Below are 26,283 nucleotides of genomic sequence, written 5' to 3'. Positions count from 1 at the left end.
CCGAATCAGGACCCATGACTACGTTGGTTGAGCAGGCAATGGCACTGGCAGGGGACAGGAACGACCTCCGGCGCCGACTGGAAAATACCCTCACGCGCTTGAGCGATCCCAGTGTCCGGGTGATGGTGGTGGGCGAGTTCAAGCAGGGTAAGAGCCAGCTCATCAACGCCCTGGTGAACGCACCGGTCTGCCCCGTGGATGACGACATCGCCACCTCCGTACCCACCGTGGTACGGCAGGGGGATCCGGCGTCGGCAGTTGTCCTGGTTCCCGTTCAGCACAGCGGCGCGTCGGCCACCGAAGGAGAGACGAACGCGCCGGAGAGCAGGCTGGAACGCCACCCGGTGCATCTGGATCAGCTCGCGGAGTACGTGTCGGAAAAGGGCAACCCCGGCAACAAGAAGAACATTGTGGCTGCCGAGGTTGCGTTGCCGCGGAAATTGCTGGCGGGTGGACTGACAATAGTTGATTCCCCGGGCGTTGGGGGACTGGGCTCAACCCACACCCTGACCACGTTGACTGCCCTGCCATCAGCTCACGCCATGGTGTTCGTTTCCGACGCCTCGCAGGAGTACACCGAACCTGAAATGCGGTTCCTGCGGCAGGCCATGCGCATCAGCCCCAATGTCCTGTGCGTACTGTCCAAAACAGATCTCTATCCCAGCTGGCGCCAGATCGCTGAGCTGGACCAACGGCACCTGGCTGGAGTGGGCCCCGATATTCCGCTGTTCCCGGTGTCCTCGGAACTGCGGCTCCACGCCGCACGCTTGCAGGATCCGGAACTGAATACCGAATCAGGGTTTCCTGCGCTGATCGCCCACCTGAGGAACAACATTGTGGGCGGCGCGGCAAGAATTCAGCGCAGATCTGTCAGCAACGACCTCTTGTCCGTTTCCGAGAACCTCAGGTTGGCCCTTCAGTCAGAACTTGAAGCGCTGGAGAATCCGGCCGGTACACCGCAGATGATCGCCGGCCTGAATGCAGCGAAGGAAGACGCAGACTCGCTGCGAAAACGCTCCGCCCGTTGGCAGATAACACTCAACGACGGCATCGGGGACCTGATCGCAGACATGGAGTATGACCTGAGGGACAGGTTGCGAAGGATCCAACGCGAAGCCGAGATTGCCATAGACCAAGGTGATCCGGGACCCGCCTGGGAGCAGTTCACGCAATGGCTGGAACAGAGCACGGCAGCGGCGGTGTCGGACACTTTCGTGTGGACCAGCGAACGTTCCCAATGGTTGGCCGCCCAGGTTGCAGAGCACTTCTCCGAAGAAGTGGTGGCCCTTCCCGCCCTGAAAGTTGCAGATACCGGCGGTGTTCTGGATCCCGTAGCGGACATCCAGCACATGGAAGACGGCAGGCTTGGGCCCATGCAGAAGATCCTGATCGGCATGCGAGGGTCCTACGGCGGTGTGCTGATGTTTGGCCTGCTGACAGGCATCTTTGGGATGGCCCTGATTAACCCCCTGTCCGTGGGAGCCGGCCTGATGCTGGGACGCAAAGCGTACAGGGAAGATAAAGAAGCGCGCCTGAAGCAGCGGCAATCAGAAGCCAAAGTGCTGGTCCGGAAACACGTGGACGATGTTGTGTTCCAAGTGGGTAAGCAGCTCAAGGACAGGCTGCGGATGGTCCAGCGGGCCACACGGGACCACTTCACGGAGATCGCTGAGGAACACCACCGTTCTCTCACGGAATCCGTGGCGGCTGCACAGAAAGCCGCAGCCACTTACGCGGTGGAAAGGGACATGAGAATCAAGGAGATACGGAACCAGCTCAAAGCAGTAGATGCTTTGGCCAAAGCCGCGCAGCAGCTGCACCAGGATCCGCACGCAAGTCCGGAAGCAGCCCCCACCAAGTCCTCGGCGGTCCCGGCAGGATGATGGACCCGGGCATCGCAGGCGCCTCCCAGCTGCTCCGGCGAGCAAGGGAGGTCTTCCAACACGACGCAGCGGCGCTGGCAGTGGTGGATGATCTGCAGGGCAGGTTGGAAGGGCCTTTACGGATAGCCGTGGCCGGAATGGTGAAGGCCGGAAAATCCACGCTGCTCAATGCAATCATCGGCGAGGAGATCGCCCCCACTGACGCCGGGGAATGCACGCGGATAGTCACTTGGTACCGCCACGGGCACACCCCAAGGATCACGCTCCATCCCATCCTGGGAGAGCCGCAGGCGCTGCCCGTTGCCCGTGCGGACGGACGCCTGGTCTTCAACCTCGGTGATGTTCGGGCCGAGGACGTGGAACGCCTGGTGGTTGATTGGCCGGCTGCCGGTCTGAGGGATCTGACGCTGATCGACACCCCGGGGATTGACTCGTTGTCACAGGACGTCTCAGGACGGTCCACAGAATTCCTCCTCCCCGAAGACACCCCTATGGCGGCCGACGCCGTCATCTACCTCCTGCGCCATCTTCACGCCTCGGATCTCAGGTTCCTGGAGTCCTTCAAGGACACAGCTGCGGGTAAATCCGGAACCGTGAATGCGTTGGCGGTCCTGTCCAGGGCGGACGAGATCGGTGCAGGCAGGATCGATTCCCTCATCTCCGCAGCCGTGATCGCCGAGAGGTACAGCCGGGACCAGAACCTCAGGCCGCTTGCCTTGGGTGTTGTCCCGGTTGCCGGTCTGCTGGCGCAAAGCGCGCGGACCATGCGGCAAACGGACTTTGAGGCCATGCAGGTCCTGGCGCAGATGGACAGGAAGCAACGGGAGCGGCTGATGCTCTCAGCGAACCTTTTTATCCGCGCAGCAGAGCCCGCCGGGCTTGGCAGTGATGCCAAGGCGTCGCTGGTACAAAGGTTCGGACTGTTCGGCATCCGTCTTGGAGTTGCCCTGATCCGGGGCGGGATCAGCAATCCCACGGAGCTGGCCCATGAGCTGGCACGGCGCAGTGGACTCGGGCAGTTGCTCAGCAATATCAGCTCCTTGTTCCAAACGCGGGCTGACGCGCTCAAGGCTCGTGCCGCCGTCGTGGGTTTGGAAGCCTTGTTGCGCGGTTCGCCGCGGGAGCACGCTTTGGCGCTGGAAGCAGACTTGGAGAAACTCCAAGCCAGCGCCCACGAGTTCCGGGAACTGAAACTCCTCGCAACGCTCCGGACGGGAGGCCTGAGTTTGACCCCGGAGCTGACTGCGGAGGCCGAGCAACTGGTGGGCGGCCGGGGGAGCACCGCCCCACTTCGCTTGGGCTTGGATGCGGAGGCAACCCCGGAACACATCACTGAGGCGGCGCGGCTGTGCTTGAACCGCTGGCGTCTGATGGCGGAGAACCCGCTCACGGAGCCGGCCGCGCTGGATGCCTGCCGCGTGGTCCTTCGCAGCTGCGAAGGCATACTGGCTGCTTATTCGGCCCTTCCCGCCGGCAGATAAAAGTTTAAAGACAACCCGGCCGCTAAGCCACCCGTTCGCTGAGCAGCCAGGTGGTGGTTGCCGGAAGGAACAAGAAGATCAGCCCGGCGGCGGCGAGGATGAACTGGGCTGCCAACAGCACCGTTGTCAGGATGCCGTCGGCTCCGGGCGCCACCACGAAGTCGGCCGTGATCACGGTGACTACGGCGTGCAGGAGGACCAGTGGGGCCAGAGCCCAGCGGGCCCAGACACGGCGCTTGAACACGACCGCCAGCAGGATCGCTTCCATGGCTATCACCAGCGCCAGCATGGTGAGACTTCCCAGGAATACGACGGCGGTGGTCCCTTCCAGAGCGTCGGCGTCGCCGTCAGGAACCATACCCCCTATAACGCCCTTCAGGCGTTCGAAGTGTGAGTCACGGCCCAGAAAGCCAGTGGCCACTACGGCGATCCCGGCCAGGAAACTCGCTACCCACAAGGACCGGGAGACCCTCGCGGGTGCCGGAGGTTTGGGTACCGCGGCTATGGGCGGGGGCGTGGAGAGGGAAATGCCGGGGCGGGGTGGTGGTGGGGAAGATGATGCGGGCCCGCTGACTGATGGCGTGGAGGGGGGTGTCTTCCGTGATCCATCAGCTTGCTGGGCCATGTTTCCTACTTCAGCTCGTCCGTATCATGGGGATCCGGCTCGTTGCGCTTGGCATCACCGGACTTGAATCCGTTGTTTTCGGGCTCAGCACTGCCGTCGGCAGGCTTCTCTCCGGAATCGCGTTCCTTGGCTTCCAGTTCAGCTTTGAGCTTCTTCAGGCGCTCGTCTTCGGCCTGGTTACGGCGGCGGGTCTCCAAATTGCGGAGAAATTCGGGGTCGTCATCCGGGGCCGTGGGCTGGCGGCGTACGGGTTTGGGCGTGGGTTTGTTGTACGGCCGGCCGAAGATGAACCACAGGATTGCACCCAGCAGCGGCAGGACGATCATCACTATGATCCACGCGGGCTTGGAGATGCCGCGTGTCTGGTGTCCGTCGGTGCGGATGACGTCCACCAGGGCATAGACAAAGATGACCAGAACAATAACGACGCCTACAACCCGGAGCATGCACCAAGTCTAGTCGCCGTAAGCCAATCACTGGACGCCCTCCTCCGGCTGTGATCAGAGTGCAACCATCCGGGCGGCTAAACTTGGATGGTGGCTTTCCTGAAGTATTCCCTTATCCGTCTGGTGCTGTTCGTGCCATTGTTCGTGCTGTTCGCCTTTTTGGGCGTTGGATGGGTCCTGGCCGTGGTCTTCGCCGGGCTCATCTCGTTCGCTATCAGCTATCTTTTCTTCCAGAAACAGCGCGATGCCGCCACTGCGGCCATGCGCGAACGTTTCTCCGGGCGGGCCAAGCCCATCCGCACCGCCGGTGAGGTTGAAGACGCCGCTGCCGAGGACGGCCTGGTGGAGAAAAACCCGGACATCGCCGTCAACAACGACAAACGCCCCGGCACCGTCTAAGGTCTCCGGCACGAGTTTTTGTACAGCTAACGCCCCCAAGAAGGCTTCTTAGGGGCGTTAGCTGTACAAAAACTCGGATGAGTAGAGCTTAGAAGCCGCGGCTCAGGATCAGACCCAGCGAGAACAGCACGCTGTAGCCGAGGTTGATCAGGCCCGTCTGCTTGAGTACCGGAATGAGACTCTTGCGCTTCTTGCCGTTCACCATGAGCCATGCGGGCATGAGGCATGCCGGGATCAGCAGCAGGACAATGAGCATCCACGGTTTGGTGGGCGCCAGGACGATCACCAGCAGAATGGCCACGGCCAGCATCAGCACGTAGCTTTCACGGGCGTGCCGGTCTCCAAGCCGCACCGCCAGGGTGCGCTTCCCGGCGGCAGCGTCCGTGGGGATGTCCCGGACGTTGTTGGCCATCAGCAATGCGCACGCGATGAGCCCCGTGCCAATCGCACCAACCACCGCTGCGAGGCTGACCTGTCCGGCTTGGGTGTAGGTAGTTCCCAGCGTGGCCACCAGTCCGAAGAACACGAACACGAAGACGTCACCCAGGCCCAGGTAACCGTAGGGATTCTTGCCGCCGGTGTAGCCCCATGCCGCCAGCACACAGCCGATGCCCACCAGGATCAGCCACCAGGTCTGGGTGATGATCACCAGGATCAGGCCGCAAATCATCGCCGCCCCGAACAAGGCGAAGGCTGCCCATTTGACCTGTTCCGGTTTTGCCGCGCCGGAGCCAACCAAACGGAGGGGACCTACGCGGTCCTCGTCCGTGCCGCGGATGCCATCGGAGTAGTCGTTGGCGTAGTTCACGCCGATCTGGAGCAGGAGCGCCACAAGTGCAGCCAGGATGGCATTGGGCAGCCGGAAAGCCTGGAGCTCGTACGCCGCTGCCGAACCGATGAGGACCGGCGCGATGGCCGCGGGCAGTGTGCGGAGCCGGGCTCCTTGAATCCATTGTGCAGCTGTCGCCACGTGCAGTACCTCGTGTATTTCGCGGTTGATCTTTAGTCAGGCTCGGGAGGAGAACTTGTCTATTGTCCCTGATGCAGATTGGAAAGCAGGTCAATCATGGCCATGCGGTCCGGTTTTCCGTTGGGGAGCATGGGCAACTCCTTATCAGCCAACACCGTCTTGGGCGCCAGGACACCCAGTGCTTCCTCGCGGCGGGTTGTGAAACCCTTCAAGCCTTCGGGCGAAGGATCTGTCACGGCAACGTAGGCCGCCACGGCCTGGCCCCACTCGCGGGACGGTACGCCGGTTACGAAAGCCGCAGTGACGCCGTCGAGCTCTTCCAGCTTGCTTTGGATGTACGCGGCGGAGGCTTTGACGCCGCCGGTGATGATGACGTCGTCAGCGCGTCCCAGCACGGTGAGTTTGCCGTCGTCGGACAACTCGCCGAGATCGCCGGTGACGTACCAGCGAACCCCGTCTTCTTCGAAGAACGCGGCTTTGGAAGCCCGGGCAGCATCCAGGTAACCCGCGGCCACGGTGTCTCCGCCCAGCAGGATGCGGCCTTCCAGCTCGCCCTCGCCAATCCGGACCTCGACGCCGTCCAGCGGCTGGCCGTCGTAAACGCACCCGCCGCAGGTCTCGGCGGAGCCGTAGGTGGTCACCAGCTTCAGACCCTGGGCGTGGGCGGTGGCAAGGAGTTCAGCAGAAGCGGGAGCGCCGCCCAGCAGAATCGCATCGAAGCGACGCAGCACTGCCAGGGTTTCCGGTGCGGGGGAGTCCAACAGCCGTTGCAGCTGCGTAGGAACCAATGAGGTGAAGCGGATCTTGTCCGTGAGTTCCTCGGCAGCTGCGGTGAAAGCTTCCGGCGTGAAGCCGTTGGACTGGTCCACCACCCAAGGGCGTGTGCCCGCGTAGAGGGAGCGGACCAGCACCTGGACGCCGGCCACGTACTGCAGCGGGAGTGCCAGCAGCCATTGGCCTTCGCCGCGCAGTGCCATGGCGGTGGACACCGAGGACGCGGCGAGGGCGTCAACGGTGAGGATGGTTGCCTTGGGCGTGCCCGTGGAGCCGGAGGTGCGGACCACCACGGCTGCCTCCTCGACGCCGGTCTCCACCGGGACCGCCTGCGGCTCACCGGTTTCGTCCACCACGATTTCGACGGCGGGGCCCTCGCCATGGAGGGCAGCCATCAGGGCTTTGAGTACGGGATCGATGTTCACAACAGGTCCTAGAAGTAGTACGGGAAGTTGGACCAGTCGGGGTCGCGCTTTTGGAGGAACGCTTCTTTGCCCTCCACGGCCTCGTCCGTCATGTACGCCAGGCGGGTGGCTTCGCCGGCGAATACCTGCTGCCCGGCGAGGCCGTCGTCGGCAAGGTTGAAGGCAAACTTGAGCATCCGGATTGCCTGCGGTGACTGGCGGGCGATGTCCGCGGCGTACTCCAGGGCTACTTCTTCCAACCGGGCGTGGTCCACGGCCTCATTCACGGCGCCCATCCGGACCATGTCCTCGGCGGAGTACTCACGGGCCAGGAAGAAGATCTCCCGCGCGGCTTTTTGGCCGATCTGGCGGGCCAGCAGCGCAGAGCCGTATCCGGCGTCGAAACTTCCCACCGTTGCGTCCGTCTGCTTGAACTTGCCGTGCTCGCGGGAGGCGATGGTGAGGTCGCTGACGACGTGCAGCGAGTGGCCGCCGCCGGCCGCCCAACCGTTCACGACGGCGATGACCACCTTGGGCATGGTGCGCATGAGCCGCTGGACTTCCAGAATGTGGAGCCGGCCCGCGCGGGCGGGGTCGATAAATTCAGCGGAGTCCCCAGCAGCACCTTCTACTTGGTAGCGGTAGCCGTCGCGTCCCCGGATCCGCTGGTCTCCGCCTGAGCAGAACGAGTGTCCGCCATCTTTTTCCGATGGCCCGTTACCGGTGAGCAGCACCGTGGCGACGTCCGGGGTCATGCGGGCATGGTCCATGGCGCGGTAGAGCTCGTCCACCGTGCCCGGGCGGAAGGCGTTGCGGACCTCGGGGCGGTTGAAGGCGATGCGCACCGTGGGGAGGTCCTTGACTGTGCCGTCTGTTGAACGCTCAACCTGCCGGTGGTACGTCATGTCCTTGAAGTCGTCGAAGCCGGAAACGGTGCGCCAGCGTGAGGGGTCAAAGACGTCGGAAACCTTGGCAGGGAGTTGGTTGTTCACACTCCGAGTCTAGTTATGGCCCTAGCTGATGCAGAACTCGTTGCCTTCGGGGTCGGCCATGGTGTGCCACTCGTGGGGTCCTTGGTTTGCGGTCCACAGGTGTTTGGCGCCGCGTGCTTCCAACTGTTTCCGCACCTCATCCTTGTCCCGGCCGTCCAGCCGGACGTCCCAATGCACACGGTTTTTGACGGACTTTTGGTTCGGATCGGTTTGGAACAGGATCCGCCGGCCGGTCTTGGGGTCTTTGTCCTCGGCCGGCACAATGGCGCAGCCTTCTGCCCAGACCAGCTTGCCGTTGTGGGTGATGGTCTGGTCCTCGGTGGCATACCCCTGTTCGATCATGGACCGGATGAACGCCTCGTCCTGGGGTTCCACCGTCCATTCGAGGGTTTCAGCCCACCAATCGGCGAGGTCGTGGAGCTTCTTGCAATCGACTACTACCTGGATGTTCAGCGTCATGCCAACAAACTAATCCCGACGGCGGTTGCCTGGGTAGGGCGTTGCGGTCACCTTCCGTCCGGGTTACCCAACTACCCGGCAACTTAGCTGGGCAGGAGTTCCGGGGGTACGGCGTAGATGAGAACTACCGCCATGAGGTTCTTTGCGGCGTGGACAAAGTAGGAGAACATCAGGTTCTTGCCGGTCCACACATAGACGGCCACCAACACCACGGCCATCCCCAAATACGGGGCCAGGGCGGGCAGGGCAAGGCCCTCGCGGCCCACCACATGGATGGAGGCGAAGACCACCACGGAGATCACGCAGCAGATCCAGATGTTCAGGTACCGCGACAACTTGCCAATGAGCAGGTGCCGGAAAAGGTACTCCTCCACGAACGGACCAAGGATCACCAGCAACGGCACCATCAACCACGCCGGTACCTGTTGCAGCATGCCTTGGATGCCCAGCTGGTTCTCAGAGCTTTGCGCGCCGCCGAAGGCCGCCACCAGCAGGGCCGTAACTATCAGCATGACCACAATGGCCAGTGGAACCATGCCCAGCGTGAACCAGGGCCGGGTTCCCAGGATCTTCAGGTCGCGTCCGGCTACGCGCCACGCTGATGCCACAGCGAATATTCCGACGCCGGCATAAAAGATCGCGTTGACGGCATAGGACGCTGTCGCCGGGTTGGCGAACAGCTGCAGCATCAACTGGTTGAGCGTCTCGCCGGCCAGCAGGAAGTAGGCGGTAAAACCCAGGTAGACGGCAACGGCGAGGCCGTCCAGGGCAGTGAACTTGTACGGAGATGCCGTGGTGGAAAGAGTGCCCATGTGACCAGCCTAGCTTTGCCGGGCGGCCCCCGCTTGGCTACAATTTTCGGTATGCCTAACTTTCCGTTTCGGCGCGCCAAAGATGTCCGCCGTTTCGCTGCTGCCCTGACCGCAATTGCCCTTGCCCTGGGAGTCTCTGCCTGCGGCGGAAACTCCCCGGCAAGTGGGGATGACAAGCCTGTGGTGCTCACAACGTTCACCGTGCTGGCCGACGTCGCCAAGAACGTTGCCGGGGACAAGCTGCGCGTGGAATCAATCACCAAGGCCGGGGCCGAGATCCACGGTTACGAGCCCACTCCGGGTGATATCCGCAAAGCCGCCCAAGCGGACTTGATCCTGGACAACGGGCTGAACCTCGAGGCGTGGTTCGGGCAGTTCGTCGAAGACCTGGACGTGCCGCACGCAGTTGTCAGTGATGGCGTGGACGTGATGCCAATTGCCGAGGACTCATACCAGGGCAAGCCAAACCCCCACGCGTGGATGTCACCCAAAAACGTTCAGATCTACGCCAACAACATGGCCAAGGCATTCGCCAAGCTGGACCCCTCCCACGCCGCCGAGTTCGAAGCCAATGCCAAGGCCTACAACACCCAGCTTCAAAGCGTCCAGGATGAGATGGTCTCCAAACTATCCGTGCTTTCGGAGAAGCAGCGCGCCCTGGTCACCTGCGAAGGGGCATTTTCCTACCTGGCCCGCGATGCCGGCCTCAAAGAGGTATACATCTGGGCAGTGAACGCGGAGCAGCAGGCCACGCCACAGCAGATCACCCGGGCAATAGAGTTCGTCAAGGACAACCAAGTTCCTGCGGTGTTCTGCGAATCCACGGTGTCCGATGCCCCAATGCAACAGGTAGTGGGGGCCACCGAAGCCACCTTCGGTGGGGTGCTGTACGTCGATTCTCTTTCTGAAGCGGACGGGCCCGTCCCCACCTACCTGGACCTGATACGGCACGATGCCAAAGTCATCACCTCGGCACTGACAGGAGGCACCTCATGAGCTCAGCTGCGATCACCGTGGAGAACGTCACCGTTCACTATGGTGAAGTCCTGGCACTGGACTCAGCGTCACTGAGCCTGGAACATTCACGGATCTGCGGCCTGGTGGGCATGAATGGCTCCGGCAAGTCCACTCTGTTCAAAGTGATCATGGGCATGGTCAAACCGGACTCGGGCAGGGTGCTCATCCACGGAGAACCCCCGGTGAAGATGCGCAAGGACGCGGGAATCGGATACGTACCCCAGAGCGAAGACGTCGACTGGGCCTTTCCCCTGTCCGTTCGCGATGTGGTGATGATGGGCCGTTACGGGCACCTGGGATTCACGCGCCGGCCCCGCAAAGCGGACCGGGACGCCGTCGAGCATGCTCTGGAAAGGGTAGAGCTGAGCGAGTACGCGGACCGGCAAATCGGCCAGCTGTCCGGAGGGCAGAAAAAGCGGGCGTTCGTTGCCAGGGGCATAGCGCAAGGTGCCACCATGATGCTGCTGGACGAACCTTTCGCGGGCGTGGACAAGCGGTCCGAGGCCACCATCACCAGGCTGCTCCGCGAGCTGGCGGACAGCGGTGCCACCATCCTGATCTCCACGCACGATCTCCACGCCCTGCCCCAGCTCTGCGACGAAGCGGTGTTGCTGATGCGCAAGGTGCTCATGCATGGAAGCCCGGACACCGTGCTCCAGCCGGAGAACCTTGCCATGGCCTTTGGCCTCGACGTGATGAACAGGGGCTAGGCCGTGGAATTCCTGCTCGAACCCCTCAGCTACGACTTCATGGTCCGTGCCCTGGCCACCACTGCCATAGCTGCCGTGGTGTGCGCTGTCCTGAGCTGTTGGCTCGTCCTGATCGGCTGGTCCCTCATGGGCGACGCCGTCTCGCACGCGGTGCTTCCCGGCGTCGTACTCGCCTACATTGTGGGCGCGCCGTTCGCGCTGGGGGCGCTGGTGTTCGCGCTGATCGCAGTGACGTTGATCGGGGTGGTTCGCAACACCAGCCGGGTGAAGGAAGACGCGGCCATAGGGATCGTCTTCACGTCCCTGTTCGCCCTGGGGCTGGTGCTGATATCCGTCACCCCGAGCCAGACCGACCTGAACCACATCATCTTCGGAAACCTTTTGGGCGTCAGTGTTCCGGACCTCATTCAGGTGGTGGTCCTGGGCGTTGTGGCCTTTGCCATCCTGATCCTCAAACGCCGTGACCTCACCCTTTATGCCTTTGACTCAACACACGCCCACGCGATCGGACTCTCCCCGCGCAGGCTCGGCGCCCTGCTCCTGGGCCTGCTGGCCCTGACTTCCGTGGTTGCCCTGCAGACCGTGGGCGTGGTGCTGGTGGTGGCCATGCTGATCATCCCGGGTGCCACCGCCTACCTGCTGACCGATCGTTTTTCCCGGATGCTGGTCATTGCGCCCGTCATTTCAGTGGTGTGCTCCGTAGCGGGTATCTATCTCAGCTACTACCTTGATACGGCCTCGGGAGCCATGGTGGTGCTGACGCAGGGCGTGGTGTTCGGGGTGGTGTACCTGTTCAGCCCGCGGCAGGGATTGATAGGTACGCGGCTTGCCAAAGCCCGGCGCAAGAGGGCTGTCGCCGCGGCCTAGTGCCCGCCTACACCACGGTGACGGGGGAGCGGGACACTGCGATGTCGCCATATGCGTTGCGGGCCCTGATCTCCACTGTGTCCTTGGTATCGCCCGGTCCGCTGGTGGCTTCAAGGCCGTTGCGGACACGTCCGTACTTGGTGTTCAGATCAAGCCAGGCAGCAGTACCTTCGCGCACGCCCACGGTCAGTGTGCCCGCGGCAGTCTGAACCGTGAGGTTGCCGGCAACCACTTCGCCCACAGTGATGTCCCCGCTGGATGTTTTGACGGTGGTGGAAAGGCCGGTCCGCTCCAGCGAAACGTCGCCGTTGGCTGCACTGACGCTCAGTTCGCCGGATGCCTGGGCAATGTAGGTGTTGCCGTTGCCGTTCTTTACAGTGGCAACCCCTTCAATGCTGCGGATGCGGATCTTGCCTGAACCGGTCTTGATTTTGGACCTGCCCGCGGCATGCTCCACCGCAATGTCCCCCATGTCCGTGTGGGCGCGCAGCTCGCCGCAGTGGTCCACGCGGATGTGGCCCAGGTCCGTCCTGAGATCGGCAGCACCGAATTCACCTTCACAGCTGATGTCTCCCATGGCAGTCTTCAGCTCCAGGCTGCTACCCACGGGCACCGCCACGGTGATCTGAACTGCGCCGCCATCGCTGAACCAGCTGTGGCGGAATCCCGGGTGAAGCCTGATGTTCAAGCGGCCGTCTGCATAGTCCACGGTGGTTTGCTCAGCCATCTTGACGTCCAGGCTGCGCTTGGCCTTGCGGGCCGTAACCGTCACCTCGGTATCGTGATGCTCGCGGGCCACTATCAAAATCTCGCCACGGATTGACACGTCAACCACGACGGCGATCGGCTGGGGGGTCTGGAAAGTCACCATCAGCGTGCCCATCCCGTGAAGGTTTGCTGGCCGGGTTCCCGATCGGTTCTTCCGGATGCGCTTCGGAGAGACTCGGAAACTGCCCGGACCAGCCAGGAGTTCACGGACAATCCGTCCTTGGCCGCAGCCTCCTCGACGTGCTGTTTGAGTTGATCCGGAAGCCGGAGGGTGGTGCGCGAGGTGCTGCCGCCGTCGAAATCCTCCGCTATGGCGCTGTGGATGGACTGCTCAACCCGTGCCTCGAAGTCTCCGCTCTGGGGGATGTTGACAACGAACTCCGGATCGCGGCCGCGGAGCCTTAGCTCCACAGAACCCGGAGCAAGTTCCAGGGTGATCTGGCTCGCTGCCTCGGACAGTGCCTCCAGAAGAACCAGCCGGACCGTTGATTCGACGGCGGCGGTGAGGCGCTCGCTGAGGGCGCGGGCTTCCGGCCCACCGGCCTCGGCGGCGGTTTCCAACTGGTGCTGCACCGAACTGATGTACTGGTTGAGCTGCATGACACCATTGTGACGCCATTATGGTGTCATGGCAATGTCACGCGGCCGGCCGCTGGTGATAGGTGGTGTCCGGCTTGACGCATCCGTTTTCCGTTGTCAGGCTGGAGCCATGAAGTCTTGAGCGCAGCCCCTTCCCATCGGCTGCATCCCCAGTACCCACATGGCTTTCTGCCACTCACTGCGGACTTGCGAGGATTCCTCTTGACTGACCACCTGCACCTTTCCGGCGTTTCCCACGGCTACGGGGACCGCGAACTTCTCCACAATGTTGACCTCAGCATCGGCCACGGCGAACACGTGGCCATAGTTGGCGAGAACGGCGCCGGCAAGTCCACCATGCTGCGCCTGCTGGCCGGTGTGGAGACGCCCGACGACGGCACGGCGGGATTGCTGGGTCATCCCGGCTACCGCGTGGGCTACCTCGCGCAAACCCACGGCTTCTCCGAGTCGCAGACCGTGGGGGACGCCATTGATACTTCCCTGGCTTCGCTGCGTTCCCTGGAGGCGCGCATTGCTGAGCTTGAGTCAGGCCTCGCTGACGCCGATGCCGAAGAGTTGGATCTCTACGGAAGCCTGCACACCGAGTACCAGCTTCGTGAAGGCTACGCCGCCGAATCCCGCGTGGAAGCAGCGCTGGACAAGCTGGGGCTGGGAGGCTTGGACCGGCGTCGAACGCTTGGATCTTTATCAGGTGGTGAGCAGGAACGGGTGGCACTGGCCTGCCTGTTGGCCGACCCCGCAGAAGCGTTGCTGCTGGACGAGCCCACCAACCATCTGGATGCCGATGGCACAGCCTGGCTTGAGTCCAGGTTGGCGGCGCACCGCGGCACTGTTGTGGTGGTCTCCCATGATCGTGTGCTGCTGCGGAAAGTGGCCACCACCATCATTGAAGTGGACGCTGAGCGACGCACCGTGAATCGATACGGGAACGGCTACGAGGGCTACCTCCGCGAAAAAGCAGCCGAGCGGGCCCGCTGGATCCAGGAATATGACCAATGGCTGGATGCTATGGCTGCCGAACGTCTCCAGGCAGCCACTGTGGCCGACGGCATGGGATATGGCCGTAAACGCGACAACGACAAGATGGCTTTCGGGTTCAAGACCGGAACATGGCAAAGCGCGGCAGCCAGCAAGGTCCGCAACGCCCAGGAACGGCTGCGCCGGTTGGAAGAGAACCCGGTGGACCGGCCCCCGGTTCCTTTGAAACTGGCCGCTCCGCTCCGGGCTGCGGCCGTGACGGAAAGCCCGTCCGCTCCCGCATTGGAAGCCAGCGGTGTGAGCATCCCCGGGCGGCTCAACCCCACTGATTTTCGGGTGGAAACCGGACAAAAAGTGCTCATCACCGGCCCCAACGGTGCCGGTAAATCCACGCTGCTTTCCGTCCTTGCCGGGACGCTGAAGCCGGCTGCGGGGACGGTAACCGTCAGCGGCAAGGTGGGCTACCTGCAGCAGGAACTCGACGTACCTGCGCGGCCGGGACTGCGTCTGCTCCCCGCTTTTGCCGCCGGGCTGGGCGGGAACATCGATGACCATGCTGAGGGCTTGTTGCGGCTGGGGCTGTTCCGGCCGGCCGAGTTCCATGTTCCAGTGGGCGGCTTGTCCGCCGGTCAGCAGCGCCGGCTCGCCCTGGCCAGGCTCCTCCTGGGTGGTTACCGCACCATGATCGTGGACGAGCCCACTAACCACCTGGCACCGGTGCTGGTGGAGCAGTTGGAGGCAGCGCTTGCCTCGTTCGAGGGGACAGTGGTGATCGTCAGCCACGACCGCGCCCTGGGGGAGTGGTTCGATCACAGTGCTTCCAACCATGCACGCACCGCCACGGGTTCGTGGGTGCGGTACGGGATGCGCGGCGGCCAATTGCTGTAGTGCTCGCTCCGGTATAGCTCGGTTTTAGCGGTGGTGAGCTCTTGGCAAAGTGTTGGTTACCCAGTGGCCTGCAGGCCGAAACAAGGAATCGAGCGTCCTGAAACACCAGCCGTGCACCATGGAGAGGGAAGCAGGCGAAAGGACCTTTCCGTGATCATTCAGAATCTCTTCCTGCAGGGCATCTACCACTTTGAAGGTGCAGGCCTGGATAAGCCGGTTCCGCTCCACGCCGAGCTCTCCCACTTCGTGCCCGACGGCGTGATCAACCAGACCCTCTACTTCCGCGGAGGCAACTCAAGCCCGGAATTGATCACGGTGGTGCTGATGCGTGACCGAATCCCCATGCGGTATTTCCCCATCGGAGCCAAGAGTGATGTCCACATTCCGTTGCGGGTGGTGGAGGACACCGAAGGAGGTTCGGTGATTGAGCTCTTCATTGTTGCGCCGATCGGACTCAGGGGACACGTGGTGGTGGATCTGGGCATGGTGGAGCACTGATGCAGAAGCGGCTGGTGGTGATCGGCAATGGAATGGCCGGGGCAAGGGCCGTTGAGGAGATCCTTGCCCGGGGCGGCGCGGAAATGTTTCAGATCACCATGTTTGGCGAGGAGCCCTACGGCAATTACAACAGGACCAGGCTGGGCCGCGTCCTGACCGGGGAGGACGCCGAAACGGACCTCGTCATCAACTCCCTGCAGTGGTACCGGCACAATGACATCACGCTCCATACGGGTGCCAGGGTGGAACGGGTGGATAAGTTCAGCCACCACGTTTTCGCTTCCAACGGCCGGGTGGTGGAGTACGACCTCCTGATCATTGCAACGGGCAGCAGCCCGTACCTGCCACCCATGAGCGGTCTCACCAGCCCCAGCGGAACCCTCCGGCACGGAGTTTTCACCTTCCGCACTCTGGACGATGCGCGCAGGATGACCGGGTTCGCCCGGCAGAAGGAGCACCACCGCGCCGCTGTGGTCGGTCGCGGCCCGGTTGGTCCCGAGGCAGCTCGTGGTCTGCAAATGCAGGGACTGGAAGTCCGGATGATCCCCGGCAGCGGGGCCGTTGCGATCCTGGGGACCCACCACATCACGGGAGTGAGCGTACCCAACCAACCCATCATTGACTGTCAGATGGTGGTGGTCACCGCAGGCAGCAGACCGAACGTGGGCCTCGCCGTCGTCAGCGGTTTGGCCGTGGAGCGCGGAATTGTGGTGAATGACCACCTGAAAGTGATGGATGAAGAGGACATTTACGCCGTGGGTGAGTGCGTCCAGCACCGCGGCGAGGTGTACGGGATGGTGGCGCCATTGTGGGAGCAGGCAGCTGTCCTGGCCGATCACATCACGGGCTCGGATCGTAGCTCCATGTACCTGGGAACCAGGGTTGTTACATAGGCGCGGAGGCCTTTCTCCACAGCCCCTTGTTGCCTGCGTCACGGGCATGGGGGTTAATCCCGTAAGATAGACGGGTTGCGCGAAGCTTCGGCGTTCTGCGTTCTTTGTCACACTTCGGGACCTCCAAAGAGGAAAAGCTCGAATTTTGTGTGCCAAAGCCGCCCGTGTTCCGGCACTGGCGTAACACCTACAGCAACACCCCAACCCACAAGGAACAGCTGTGCCGCAAAGTACTCCCACAGATCTCCAGAGCTCCAAGGCCTCATCTGCAGCCTCGGACTCCAACCTCAGCGCCGAGGGATATCAGAAGACCCTGAGCCGCCGTCACGTCACCATGATCGCCATGGGTGGCGCTATCGGCGTCGGCCTGTTCATGGGCGCCGGTGGCCGTCTGGCCTCCACCGGCCCGGCCCTGATCTTCTCCTACGCCATTGCCGGCGTCATCGCTTACCTGCTGATGCGCGCCCTCGGCGAACTCATCATGTACCGCCAGACCTCCGGCTCGTTCGTGAGCTACGCCGGGGAGATGTTCGGCAAGAAGGGCGCCTTCCTCTCAGGTTGGATGTACTTCATCAACTGGGCCATGACGGGCATTGCCGAGCTGATCGCGATCGGCCTGTACTTCCAGTTCTTCTTCCCCAACGTACCCATTGAACTGTCCGCAATCGCAGCATTGGTGCTGCTGGTGGCCGTGAACCTGTTCAGCGTCAAGGCGTTCGGCGAGTTCGAGTTCTGGGCATCCTGCCTCAAGGTCGCGGCAATCGTCATCTTCCTGGCTGTCGGCACGTTCATGGTTGTCACCAACGCCAAGGTGGGCGATGGCAACGCTTCCGTGGCCAACCTCTTCCACGAAGACGGGGGCATGTTCCCCAAGGGCGGCCTGGTGATGATCCTGGTCCTCAACGCCGTGATCTTCGCCTACAACGCCATTGAACTCGTCGGCATTACTGCTGGTGAGATGGAGAACCCGGAACGTGAAGTTCCCAAGGCGATCCGCGCCGTCGTGGTCCGTATTGTGGTCTTCTACGTAGGTTCCGTGACCCTGCTGGCCATGCTGCTGCCGTCCGATCAGTACGTTGCCGGCACCTCGCCGTTCGTTACCGTGTTCGGCCAGATGGGCCTCGGCTGGATGGGTGACGTGATGAACATGATCGTCATCACCGCCGCGCTGTCTTCCTGCAACTCCGGCCTGTACTCGATCGGCCGCATCTTCCGCACCATGGCCAACAACGGCCACGCTCCGCAGTGGCTCACCAAGATGTCCACACGCCACGTGCCGTATGCGGCCATCCTGGCCATTGGCGGCGTGTACCTCGTGGGCATCCTCCTCAACATCTGGCTCGGTGGCTCGCACGCATTCGATCTCGCCCTGAACACCGCCTCCATTGGCGTGATCTTCACCTGGGGTTCCATCTTCGCCAGCCAGATTGCCCTGCGAAAGAAGCGCGGCAACGTCTCGTCCCTGCCGATGCCCGGCTCGCCGTGGACCAGCTGGGTGGGCCTCATTGCCCTGCTGGCCATCACCGTGTTGATCGGTTTCGACTCCATCACGGACAAGGAAACCGGCGAGGTCTTCCTCCTGGGCCTGTGGACCCTTGCCACCATCCCGTTCTTCGCCCTGGTGCTGTGGCTCGGATGGCAGAAGGTCAAGAACAACGAGCCCAAGAGCGAGCTGTTCAGCTAACGCTTCAAACGCTTCAAACGCTTCAAACGTACGACGGCGCGTGCCTCCTTTTCGGGGGCACGCGCCGTTTGCGTTTGGGCGCCTGTGCGTTGTGGGGCCTGTTGTGCGTGCTATTTGGGGCGTGGGGGGCGCAGAGCGGGCCTCGCAACGGGAGGGGGCTGGGCGTTGTGGGGCCTGGTGTGCGTGGTTGGGCGGGCGTGAGGGGCGCAGAGCGGGCCTCGCAACGGGAGGGGGCTGGGCGTTGTGGGGCCTGGTGTGCGTGGTTGGGCGGGCGTGAGGGGCGCAGAGCGGGCCTCGCAACGAGCGAGCTTGTTGGGAGTGTCAGTGCCCGGGTCTAGGCTCGATGTATGGAACACACCACCACCCTCACGCAGCACATTAAGGCCAGCCCGGAGAAGGTTTGGGCCGTCATATCGGACATTCCCGGCTCGGCCGCCACGCTCTCCGGCATCAACTCAATCCAGATGCTCAGCGAAGGCCCTTATGGGGAGGGAACGCGCTGGAAGGAAACGCGGACCATGATGGGTAAGCAGGAGACCGTCGAGATGTGGGTTTCCGAGACGGACCCTCCACGCAGCACTACGGTCAAGGCGCTTCAGGGTGGGGCGGACTACACCAGCCGCTTCAACCTTACCGAGCGCGATGGCGGTACGGATCTGACCCTGACTTTCGGCGCGGAGATGGTCAATCCCTCGTTCATCAGCAAGGTGGGTATGGCCCTGTTCGGGAAGATAGGTATGAACATGACCCGCAAGGCCCTGAGCAAGGACCTGGCCGAGATCGCAGCCAAAGCGGAATCGCTCTGATGGCGGCAGCGAAGGTGGCGGCGCCAAAGATTTCGCCGGTGCGGTTGGATGAACTGCGCGACGACGACGCCCCGGACTTCCAGCGCGGCGAACGGTACGACGGCGTCAGGCTCACCCGTGTTTCTGCCGACGGAGAGGAACTGAGCGGCGCCGATTTCATTGAGTGCGAGCTGAACGGGGTCTCCTTCAACGAGGCTCAGCTGCGGGGTGCGACGTTCCGCGAGTGCATCTTCTCCGAGCCATACGCCCCGGTCTTCATGGCTGCGCGGACTTCCTGGCAGGACGTGGAGATCTCCAACCCCCGGTGGGGATCGGCCGAACTCTATGAGGGAAATTGGCGCTCCGTCCGAATCGATGGCGGCAAGCTGGACTATGTGAACCTGCGTGGTTCCAAGCTCATGGATATCCAGATTTCCGATTGCATCATCAATGAACTGGACCTGGGTGGATGCACGGGTACGCGGTTGGCTTTGAAGAACTGCACCATTGGCACACTGGATGTCACGGGCGCCAAGTTGAAGGATGTGGATCTGCGGACCTCGGAGTTCCGCGGAATCAACGGCTTGGCGGGGCTGGCCGGAGTGGTGATCGATGATTACCAGTTGAGCCTCATGGCACCGCTGTTGGCGGGACATTTGGGAATTCGAGTGCTCTGATTCGGGCTGGGGCCGGTCTCTGCTGATCCGTAACTGAGCGCTTCAGCTGTTGACCGGCTCCCCGGGCCGTGTAATCTTTATAGAACGAACGGTCGGTATATTATTCCGGGCCGGTCCCTTTCACTTCGCGAAGGATGTTCTCATGGTCGAGGCTTTTCTTGTTGGCGGCGCACGCACGCCTGTAGGTCGCTACGGCGGGGCTCTGTCCTCCGTCCGCCCGGACGATCTCGCAGCATTGGTGGTCCGGGAAGCGGTGGCGCGTGCCGGCGTCGATCCTGACTCCATTGATGAGGTGATCCTCGGCAACGCCAACGGTGCGGGCGAGGAAAACCGGAACGTGGCCCGCATGGCAACCCTGCTCGCCGGACTTCCCCTGCACATCCCGGGTATCACAGTGAACCGACTGTGCGCCTCGGGACTGAGCGCAATCATCATGGCCAGCCACATGATCAAGTCCGGAGCTGCGGACATCGTAGTGGCCGGCGGTGTGGAGTCCATGAGCCGTGCCCCGTGGGTGCAGGAGAAGCCCACCACGGCGTTCGCCAAGCCGGGCCAGATCTTCGATACCTCCATCGGCTGGCGCTTCGCCAATCCGCTGTTCACCAAGGGTGAGCTCTCCCGCGACGGCAAGATGACGTACTCCATGCCGGAAACGGCCGAGGAAGTTGGCCGCGTGGACAACATTTCCCGTGAAGACGCTGACGCCTTTGCTGTTCGCTCCCACGAGCTCGCCCTTGCCGCAATTGCCGGTGGGCGATTCAAAGACGAGATCGTTCCCGTCACCGTGAAGACGCGGAAGTCAGAGACCGTGGTGGATACCGATGAAGGCCCCCGCGAAGGCACCACCATGGATGTTCTAGCCGGGCTGCGGCCGGTGGTTCCGGGAGGATCAGTGGTCACCGCAGGCAACTCCTCCTCGCTGAACGACGGCGCCTCGGCCATCATCGTGGCCTCCGAAGCCGCCATCAACAAGTTTGGCCTGACGCCGCGCGCCCGCATCATCGACGGCGCTTCGGCTGGATGCGAACCGGAAATCATGGGCATCGGTCCCGTCCCAGCCACACAAAAGGTCCTGGCCCGCACCGGCCTCACCGTGGATCAACTGGGCGCGGTTGAACTTAACGAGGCTTTCGCCACGCAGTCACTTGCCACCATCCGCCGCCTGGGTTTGAACCCGGAGATCGTGAACAACGACGGCGGTGCCATCAGTTTGGGGCACCCGCTCGGTTCCAGCGGCTCACGCATTGCCATCACGCTGCTGGGTCGCATGGAGCGGGAACTCGCTTCAGCTACCGGACCTAAGCTCGGGTTGGCAACCATGTGCATCGGCGTGGGGCAGGGCACTGCGATGCTGCTGGAGGGCGTCTAAATGGCACTGGATCCGGAAAACTTCACCACCCTCCTGCTGGAGGAACGCGAGGACCGGCTTACGGTTCTGCTGAACCGGCCCGAGGTCCGGAACGCGATCGATCAGACCATGGTGGACGAGCTTCACATGGTCTGCGCGGAGCTTGAGCGAAACCCTAAAGTGCTGATCATCGCCGGAACTGAGGGCGTTTTTGCCTCGGGTGCGGACATTGGACAGCTACGCGAACGCCGCCGGGATGATGCCTTGCAGGGGATCAACTCCACGATCTTTGTGCGCATCGCCAAGTTGCCCATGCCCGTCATCGCCGCTTTGGACGGTTACTGCCTTGGCGGGGGAGCCGAGCTCGCTTACGCTGCGGACTTCCGCATTGGAACTCCCAGCGTCCGGATCGGAAACCCGGAAACCGGCTTGGGGATCCTGGCCGCAGCCGGTGCCAGTTGGCGGCTGAAGGAACTGGTGGGCGAACCGAAAGCCAAGGAAATTCTCTTGGCCGGTGCTGTGCTCCGCGCTGAGGAAGCCCTGCGCATCAGCCTCATCACCGAAATCCACGAAGCGCCCGAGTTGATGGACGCGGCACACAAGCTGGCGGACCGGATTGCGCGTCAGGACCCCTTGGCCGTGCGGATCACCAAATCCGTGTTCCACGCCCCGGCCGAGGCCCACCCGCTGATCGATACCCTGGCGCAGGGAATCCTCTTTGAGTCCCAGGCGAAGTTTGACCGTATGCAGGCTTTCCTGGACAAGAAATCGGCCAAAGCTTCGCAAGACACAGACGCCACCTCAACTACTCCCGAACAGACGCAAGACAGGACCCGGAAATGACCCAAGCCCCCGCCATCCCGCACGTTGTAGGAGTCCTTGGTGGTGGCCGGATGGGTGCTGGAATAGCCCATGCGTTCCTCACCAAAGGTGCCACGGTGATTGTGGTTGAACGTGACCATGAGGCAGCAAGCGGAGCACAGGGCCGCGTTGCTGATGCCGTGGCGAAGTCCGCTGCCCGAGGCACCCTCAATGAAACCCCTGACGCGGCGATGTCCCGGTTCAGCACCTCCACTGATTACCAGTCCTTCATCCACTGCGGCCTCGTAGTGGAGGCCGTGCCTGAAGACTACGATCTCAAGGTCACAGCCCTGAAGGCAGTGGAAGAGCACCTCTCCGCGGATGCATTCCTGGCCTCCAACACGTCGTCCTTGTCCGTGACCGGCCTGGCCAACGAACTTCGCCGTCCAGCCAACTTCGTGGGCCTGCACTTCTTCAACCCGGTGCCCGCGTCCACCCTCATTGAAGTGGTGCTGGCCAAGGAAACGTCTCCCGAACTCGCTGAAGCGGCGAAAAGCTGGACGGAGGCACTCGGCAAGACCGCCGTCGTCGTCAATGACGCTCCGGGCTTTGCCTCCTCAAGGCTCGGCGTCGCCATTGCCCTTGAAGCGATGCGCATGGTGGAAGAAGGCGTGGCTTCCGCGGAGGACATCGATGCCGCCATGGTCCTGGGCTACAAGCACCCCACCGGTCCGTTGAAGACCACAGACATTGTGGGCTTGGACGTCCGGCTGGGAATCGCAGAGTATCTGCACTCCACTCTCGGTGACCGTTTCGCTCCGCCGCAGATCCTGCGGGATAAAGTGGCCCGCGGTGAACTGGGACGCAAGTCAGGCAAGGGCTTCTTCGAGTGGAATGACTAGCCGTTAGGCTAACCGGGTGACTTCTATTGAACCCATCACCCTGACCGGCCAGTTCGTAACGCTGGAACCGTTGAGCCAGGAACACCACGACGGGCTGGTGGATGCAGCACGCGACGGCGATCTTTGGAAGCTTTGGTACACGTCCGTCCCAGCACCTGAGGGCATGGCTGCTGAAATCGATCGTCGCCTGCGCCTGCAGGCTGAAGGATCCATGCTGCCGTTTGCTACCCGCTCCAATGCAACGGGTGAGCTGATCGGCATGACCACGTACATGAACATTGATTCCGAAACGCCTCGCTTGGAAATCGGCTCAACCTGGAACGCTGCATCAGCCCACGGCACGGGGACCAACCCGGATTCCAAGCTGCTGCTCCTGCGCCATGCTTTTGAAACTTTGGGCTGCCCTGCCGTGGAATTCCGCACGCACTGGATGAACCAGCAGTCCCGCGAAGCAATCGCCCGGCTGGGGGCCAAGCAGGACGGCGTGCTCCGGAGCCACTCACGCAGTGAGGACGGAGCCCTCCGCGACACCGTGGTGTTCTCCATCCTCGAACACGAATGGCCAGCGGTCCGGAACGGCCTGGAGTTCCGGCTGGCGAAGTACAGCGCATAGGATCACCCGAATGCCTTGACCTGTCTCCAGGGTCTTTTCCCCGCGCACCGGCAGGCGTAATCTGGCCACACATTGCCCCGGTACGCGGCCGAATGGTGGGCGAGCCGCACATCCGCCCTGCGGAATGCCGGAGCCCCATCCAGCAGTACCGAGGGGAATATCATGGCAACTCATCAAGCACGACGCCGGAACCTGGCTTTGGCAGGCGGGCTCGCCGCGCTGGCGCTCACCTTGGGATTTACGGCAGGTCCGGCAACCGCAGCGCCACCGCCACCGGTGGACTACGTTGCGCTCGGTGATTCGTATACGGCGGGGACCGGAGCTGACGGGCTGTATAGGCCACCCGTTGCTTGTTGGCAAAGCCCAGGCGGTTACGTGGACCTTGCTGACGCCTCACCGAAAGTGACCCTGACGGTTAACCTGGCTTGCCACGGTGCCGTCTTGAGCGATGCCAGCCCGTTTTATGACGTTGTGACCCCCACAATCGCCCAACAGATCGCTGCGGGCCAGCAAGCCTTGGCCGGTGCTGAGCTGATCAGCATCACAGCCGGTGCCGTGGACGCCGGAAGCGGGCTCGCGCTTCAGGCCTGTGCTTCCCCGGACACCCAGCTGTGTGCGGCCACAGTTGCGGGCATCATTGCAAATCTGCAGTCCGGAGCCCTCCAAACCGCCTTGGCCACCACGTACCAAGCCATTGAGGCCAGCGCCCCCGATGCAGTGATTGCAGTCCTTGGCTATCCACGCTTGTTTGATCCATCCCAAGGGGACATCGTGATCAATGGGATCACCATTGTTCCGGTCCAGAACCAGATACTGGTCAATCAAGCTATTGATGCCCTCAACGCAACCATTGCAGCGGCGGTGGCAAGCAGCGGGACCAACGCCGTGTTCATCGATGTGACCAAGAGGTTCCTTGGGCACGCGGTGAACTCCGATAATCCGTGGATCGTCCTGGACCTGACCCAGGCAGCGGCGGACGCCAACTTCCACCCGAGCGACGCCGGACACCAAGCCTACGCGTCGGCACTGCTCTCTTCAGTGAAGCTGAACCAGCTGGCCAAGCGCTAACCCAACGCCACGCTCTCCCCGGTCAAGACACTCCGCACCGAGGTCCAGGACTTCAGGACTTCCAGAACCGCGGGGTCCCGTTCGGCCAGGATGGCCTGTTGGTACGAGTCCTCCAATAAGGAATCGACGGACACCCGGACGCCGGTGGAGGCGCTGAGAATGGCAGCCTCCACCATGGCCAGGCTCATGATGTTCTGGTGGACCCGTCCCATGGGCGTGCTTCCCGTGCGCACAGCAGCTACAAAATCACGCAGGGACCCGGCGATTTCCTGGCCCGGATTCTCCGGGTTCAGGTCATCGGCGTTCAAGGCATCCCCGGAAGCAGGAACTGAGGACACCGGTTCGTTGTCGCCGTCCCACAGGACAGTTCCGTGCTCACCGCTGATCCGCCACGACGCATTCCACGAGGTCTCCTGCCCGGGACTGCACCAGCTGCCGGTGAACACGAAGCGCCCGCCGCCGGTCATTTCAAAGATTGCCGTGGATCCGGCGTCCCCCCGGTACCAGCTCCAGGAGGGGTTGTACTCCTCGCAGAACACGGAAACAGGATCGGCGTCGAGCAGGAAACGGGCCATGTCGAACTGGTGGATGGCCATGTCCAGCAGCAGCGGGTGATCCATGGCGTCCCGGAATCCGCCGAAGTGCGGGGCTTTGAAAAACTCCGCAGAGACAATCCCCACGGAGCCCAGCGAGGAAGAGAGACCCTTGGCTGAGAACAGGTGCCTGTTGTACCGCCGGGATTGGCTGACCATGAACAGCTGACCGTGAAGCTCCGCCGCAGCTGCCAGGGAAAGTCCCTGGGCCACCGTTGAAGCTACTGGCTTCTCACCGAGCACTGGCAAGCCAACTGCCAGGGCTTCGGTGGTGACCGGATGATGCGCGGCAGGGACGGTGACGTTGATGACTGCCTGGGCTCCGACGTCGGACGCCAACTGGGCGGTCCCGGCACCCACCGGAAGATCAGGGCGGCCCAACCACGCCGCCGCGCCAGCGGCAACTGTAAGGTCCAGGTCCACGATGCCCGCCAGTTCAACCAACGGTGAGGATTCCACTGTTCGAAGCCACGCCCGGCCCATGCCCCCGGCGCCTACAACAATGACGCGCAGGGGAGTGCCGTCGTCGGGGATTGTTGCGAAGGGGGTGTTCACGCGTTGGCTCCTTGGTAGCTCTTGCCGTTAAAGAAATCGTTGGTTTCGTAGCGAAGCAGCTCGGGGACGGCCCGTTCCGGGCGATCGGTGACGGCCCATTCCACAGCATTGGCAATCACCCGCCGGACGTCCTTGTGGTGGTAGACGGGGTAGTCCTGGTCGCCGGGGCTGAAGAAGAAGATTTTGCCGTGGCCGCGGCGGAACGTGCAGCCGGACCGGAAGACTTCGCCGCCGCTGAAGGAGCTGATGAACACTAGTTCCTCGGGAGTGGGGATGTCAAAGAATTCGCCGTACATTTCCTGCTGGGGGATTTCAATAGGGTGCGGGATTCCCTTGGCGATGGGGTGCGTGGGATCCACCGTCCATACGAGTTCGCGGTCCTGCTCCGAGCGCCAACGCAGCGTGCATGAGGTGCCCATGAGCTTGGTGAAGATCTTGGACCAGTGGCCCGAGTGGAGCACGATCAAGCCCATTCCGGCCAGGACATGGCGGTGGACGCGCTCAACAACCTCATCCTCCACGTCTGCGTGGGACATGTGGCCCCACCACGTCAGGACGTCGGTGTTGGCGAGGACTTCCTCGGTGAGGCCGTGTTCGGGTTCGTCCAGTGTTGCGGTACGGACCTCGACGCCGGCCCCCAGGTTCTCTTCGATGCCCGCCTTGACGGCGCCGTGCATGCCGTCCGGGTAGAGGCGGGCCACCAGTTCGTCGCGCTTCTCGTGGCGGTTCTCGGACCACACGGTAACGCGGATGGGCTTGCTTTCAGTCATGATTGCTCCTTTGAAGGTGTGGA

Annotated in this window: 28 protein-coding genes; 17 read left to right on the top strand and 11 right to left on the bottom strand. The window is 62.6% G+C overall.

Annotation, left to right across the window (positions count from 1 at the left end; translation table 11 throughout):
• Positions 1-14: 14 nt before the first annotated feature.
• Both ABI796_RS15460 and ABI796_RS15455 read left to right on the top strand, forming a co-directional pair.
• Positions 15-1,883 (top strand): dynamin family protein, encoded by a 1,869-nt coding sequence (locus ABI796_RS15460; protein WP_246095656.1) that lies wholly within the window; start codon positions 15-17, stop codon positions 1,881-1,883.
• Entirely contained in the window at positions 1,880-3,364 is a 1,485-nt protein-coding gene (locus ABI796_RS15455) for a dynamin family protein (RefSeq protein ID WP_141281237.1), read from the top strand. The genes ABI796_RS15460 and ABI796_RS15455 overlap by 4 nt, the downstream gene beginning before the upstream one ends.
• A 22-nt stretch (positions 3,365-3,386) precedes the next feature.
• On the opposite strand, the gene ABI796_RS15450 is transcribed toward ABI796_RS15455, so the two are convergent.
• Together ABI796_RS15450 and ABI796_RS15445 are read right to left on the bottom strand one after the other, a co-directional pair.
• Positions 3,387-3,989, bottom strand: coding sequence for a hypothetical protein (locus ABI796_RS15450; protein WP_141281239.1), 603 nt, complete (start codon positions 3,987-3,989; stop codon positions 3,387-3,389).
• A 5-nt stretch (positions 3,990-3,994) separates the two neighbouring features.
• Complete coding sequence (locus ABI796_RS15445) at positions 3,995-4,435, bottom strand: PLD nuclease N-terminal domain-containing protein (RefSeq protein ID WP_141281241.1); 441 nt, start codon at positions 4,433-4,435, stop codon at positions 3,995-3,997.
• 87 nt (positions 4,436-4,522) lie between these two features.
• Here ABI796_RS15445 and ABI796_RS15440 point away from each other — a divergent pair, with 87 nt between their 5' ends.
• Complete coding sequence (locus tag ABI796_RS15440) at positions 4,523-4,834, top strand: DUF4229 domain-containing protein (protein WP_141281243.1); 312 nt, start codon at positions 4,523-4,525, stop codon at positions 4,832-4,834.
• A gap of 88 nt (positions 4,835-4,922) precedes the next feature.
• Here the strand turns inward: ABI796_RS15440 and ABI796_RS15435 are convergent, their stop codons facing one another.
• The 5 genes from ABI796_RS15435 to ABI796_RS15415 all read right to left on the bottom strand — a co-directional run bounded on the left by ABI796_RS15435 (position 4,923) and on the right by ABI796_RS15415 (position 9,245).
• Positions 4,923-5,804, bottom strand: coding sequence for a 1,4-dihydroxy-2-naphthoate polyprenyltransferase (locus ABI796_RS15435; protein WP_141281245.1), 882 nt, complete (start codon positions 5,802-5,804; stop codon positions 4,923-4,925).
• Positions 5,805-5,863: 59 nt separating this feature from the next.
• On the bottom strand, positions 5,864-7,003 hold the full coding sequence (locus ABI796_RS15430; RefSeq protein ID WP_141281247.1) for an AMP-binding protein: 1,140 nt from the start codon (positions 7,001-7,003) through the stop codon (positions 5,864-5,866).
• A gap of 8 nt (positions 7,004-7,011) precedes the next feature.
• Positions 7,012-7,974 (bottom strand): 1,4-dihydroxy-2-naphthoyl-CoA synthase, encoded by a 963-nt coding sequence (locus tag ABI796_RS15425; protein WP_141281249.1) that lies wholly within the window; start codon positions 7,972-7,974, stop codon positions 7,012-7,014.
• A gap of 21 nt (positions 7,975-7,995) precedes the next feature.
• On the bottom strand, positions 7,996-8,433 hold the full coding sequence (locus ABI796_RS15420; protein ID WP_141281251.1) for a VOC family protein: 438 nt from the start codon (positions 8,431-8,433) through the stop codon (positions 7,996-7,998).
• Between the two features lie 83 nt (positions 8,434-8,516).
• Entirely contained in the window at positions 8,517-9,245 is a 729-nt protein-coding gene (locus ABI796_RS15415; RefSeq protein WP_141281253.1) for a CPBP family intramembrane glutamic endopeptidase, read from the bottom strand.
• A gap of 51 nt (positions 9,246-9,296) precedes the next feature.
• Here ABI796_RS15415 and ABI796_RS15410 point away from each other — a divergent pair, with 51 nt between their 5' ends.
• From ABI796_RS15410 to ABI796_RS15400, 3 genes are read left to right on the top strand one after another with little or no spacing between them, the layout of a single operon-like run.
• Complete coding sequence (locus tag ABI796_RS15410; RefSeq protein WP_141281255.1) at positions 9,297-10,241, top strand: metal ABC transporter substrate-binding protein; 945 nt, start codon at positions 9,297-9,299, stop codon at positions 10,239-10,241.
• Complete coding sequence (locus tag ABI796_RS15405) at positions 10,238-10,972, top strand: metal ABC transporter ATP-binding protein (RefSeq protein ID WP_141281257.1); 735 nt, start codon at positions 10,238-10,240, stop codon at positions 10,970-10,972. Before ABI796_RS15410 ends, ABI796_RS15405 begins: the two co-directional genes overlap by 4 nt.
• Positions 10,973-10,975: 3 nt before the next feature.
• On the top strand, positions 10,976-11,839 hold the full coding sequence (locus tag ABI796_RS15400) for a metal ABC transporter permease (protein WP_246095657.1): 864 nt from the start codon (positions 10,976-10,978) through the stop codon (positions 11,837-11,839).
• Positions 11,840-11,846: 7 nt separating this feature from the next.
• On the opposite strand, the gene ABI796_RS15395 is transcribed toward ABI796_RS15400, so the two are convergent.
• Positions 11,847-12,722 (bottom strand): DUF4097 family beta strand repeat-containing protein, encoded by an 876-nt coding sequence (locus tag ABI796_RS15395; RefSeq protein WP_246095658.1) that lies wholly within the window; start codon positions 12,720-12,722, stop codon positions 11,847-11,849.
• Positions 12,710-13,207, bottom strand: coding sequence for a histidine kinase (locus ABI796_RS15390; RefSeq protein WP_141281259.1), 498 nt, complete (start codon positions 13,205-13,207; stop codon positions 12,710-12,712). The genes ABI796_RS15395 and ABI796_RS15390 overlap by 13 nt, the downstream gene beginning before the upstream one ends.
• Positions 13,208-13,408: 201 nt before the next feature.
• Between ABI796_RS15390 and ABI796_RS15385 the strand changes: the two genes are divergently transcribed.
• From ABI796_RS15385 to ABI796_RS15335, 11 genes are all read left to right on the top strand, one after another.
• Positions 13,409-15,073, top strand: coding sequence for an ABC-F family ATP-binding cassette domain-containing protein (locus ABI796_RS15385; RefSeq protein ID WP_141281261.1), 1,665 nt, complete (start codon positions 13,409-13,411; stop codon positions 15,071-15,073).
• Positions 15,074-15,223: 150 nt separating this feature from the next.
• On the top strand, positions 15,224-15,571 hold the full coding sequence (locus tag ABI796_RS15380) for a molybdopterin oxidoreductase (protein ID WP_141281263.1): 348 nt from the start codon (positions 15,224-15,226) through the stop codon (positions 15,569-15,571).
• Positions 15,571-16,464, top strand: a complete 894-nt coding sequence (locus ABI796_RS15375) for an NAD(P)/FAD-dependent oxidoreductase (protein ID WP_141281265.1) — start codon at positions 15,571-15,573, stop codon at positions 16,462-16,464. The genes ABI796_RS15380 and ABI796_RS15375 overlap by 1 nt, the downstream gene beginning before the upstream one ends.
• 220 nt (positions 16,465-16,684) lie before the next feature.
• Positions 16,685-18,148 (top strand): amino acid permease, encoded by a 1,464-nt coding sequence (locus ABI796_RS15370; RefSeq protein WP_141281267.1) that lies wholly within the window; start codon positions 16,685-16,687, stop codon positions 18,146-18,148.
• A 347-nt stretch (positions 18,149-18,495) separates the two neighbouring features.
• Positions 18,496-18,954, top strand: a complete 459-nt coding sequence (locus ABI796_RS15365) for an SRPBCC family protein (RefSeq protein WP_141281269.1) — start codon at positions 18,496-18,498, stop codon at positions 18,952-18,954.
• Positions 18,954-19,610 (top strand): pentapeptide repeat-containing protein, encoded by a 657-nt coding sequence (locus ABI796_RS15360; protein WP_141281271.1) that lies wholly within the window; start codon positions 18,954-18,956, stop codon positions 19,608-19,610. Before ABI796_RS15365 ends, ABI796_RS15360 begins: the two co-directional genes overlap by 1 nt.
• A 142-nt stretch (positions 19,611-19,752) precedes the next feature.
• Positions 19,753-20,979, top strand: a complete 1,227-nt coding sequence (locus ABI796_RS15355) for an acetyl-CoA C-acyltransferase (protein WP_141281272.1) — start codon at positions 19,753-19,755, stop codon at positions 20,977-20,979.
• Complete coding sequence (locus tag ABI796_RS15350; RefSeq protein WP_141281274.1) at positions 20,980-21,801, top strand: enoyl-CoA hydratase/isomerase family protein; 822 nt, start codon at positions 20,980-20,982, stop codon at positions 21,799-21,801. It abuts the gene before it with no gap.
• The gene (locus ABI796_RS15345; RefSeq protein WP_141281276.1) at positions 21,798-22,661 is read left to right on the top strand and encodes a 3-hydroxyacyl-CoA dehydrogenase family protein; all 864 of its coding nucleotides are present in this window, start codon (positions 21,798-21,800) and stop codon (positions 22,659-22,661) included. Before ABI796_RS15350 ends, ABI796_RS15345 begins: the two co-directional genes overlap by 4 nt.
• Positions 22,662-22,677: 16 nt before the next feature.
• On the top strand, positions 22,678-23,274 hold the full coding sequence (locus tag ABI796_RS15340; protein WP_141281278.1) for a GNAT family N-acetyltransferase: 597 nt from the start codon (positions 22,678-22,680) through the stop codon (positions 23,272-23,274).
• 162 nt (positions 23,275-23,436) lie between these two features.
• Positions 23,437-24,342, top strand: a complete 906-nt coding sequence (locus ABI796_RS15335; RefSeq protein WP_141281280.1) for an SGNH/GDSL hydrolase family protein — start codon at positions 23,437-23,439, stop codon at positions 24,340-24,342.
• On the opposite strand, the gene ABI796_RS15330 is transcribed toward ABI796_RS15335, so the two are convergent.
• Positions 24,339-25,490 carry a Gfo/Idh/MocA family protein gene (locus tag ABI796_RS15330; protein WP_141281282.1) on the bottom strand — a complete coding sequence of 384 codons (1,152 nt, stop codon included), beginning with the start codon at positions 25,488-25,490 and terminating at the stop codon, positions 24,339-24,341. The two genes, ABI796_RS15335 and ABI796_RS15330, sit on opposite strands and share 4 nt — an antisense overlap.
• Positions 25,487-26,260 carry a ThuA domain-containing protein gene (locus tag ABI796_RS15325; RefSeq protein WP_141281284.1) on the bottom strand — a complete coding sequence of 258 codons (774 nt, stop codon included), beginning with the start codon at positions 26,258-26,260 and terminating at the stop codon, positions 25,487-25,489. Before ABI796_RS15325 ends, ABI796_RS15330 begins: the two co-directional genes overlap by 4 nt.
• Positions 26,261-26,283 lie beyond the last annotated feature (23 nt).

Source organism: Paenarthrobacter aurescens (assembly GCF_041549525.1).
Lineage (GTDB): Bacteria > Actinomycetota > Actinomycetes > Actinomycetales > Micrococcaceae > Arthrobacter > Arthrobacter aurescens.
This window is presented reverse-complemented; position numbering and strand designations above follow the sequence as displayed.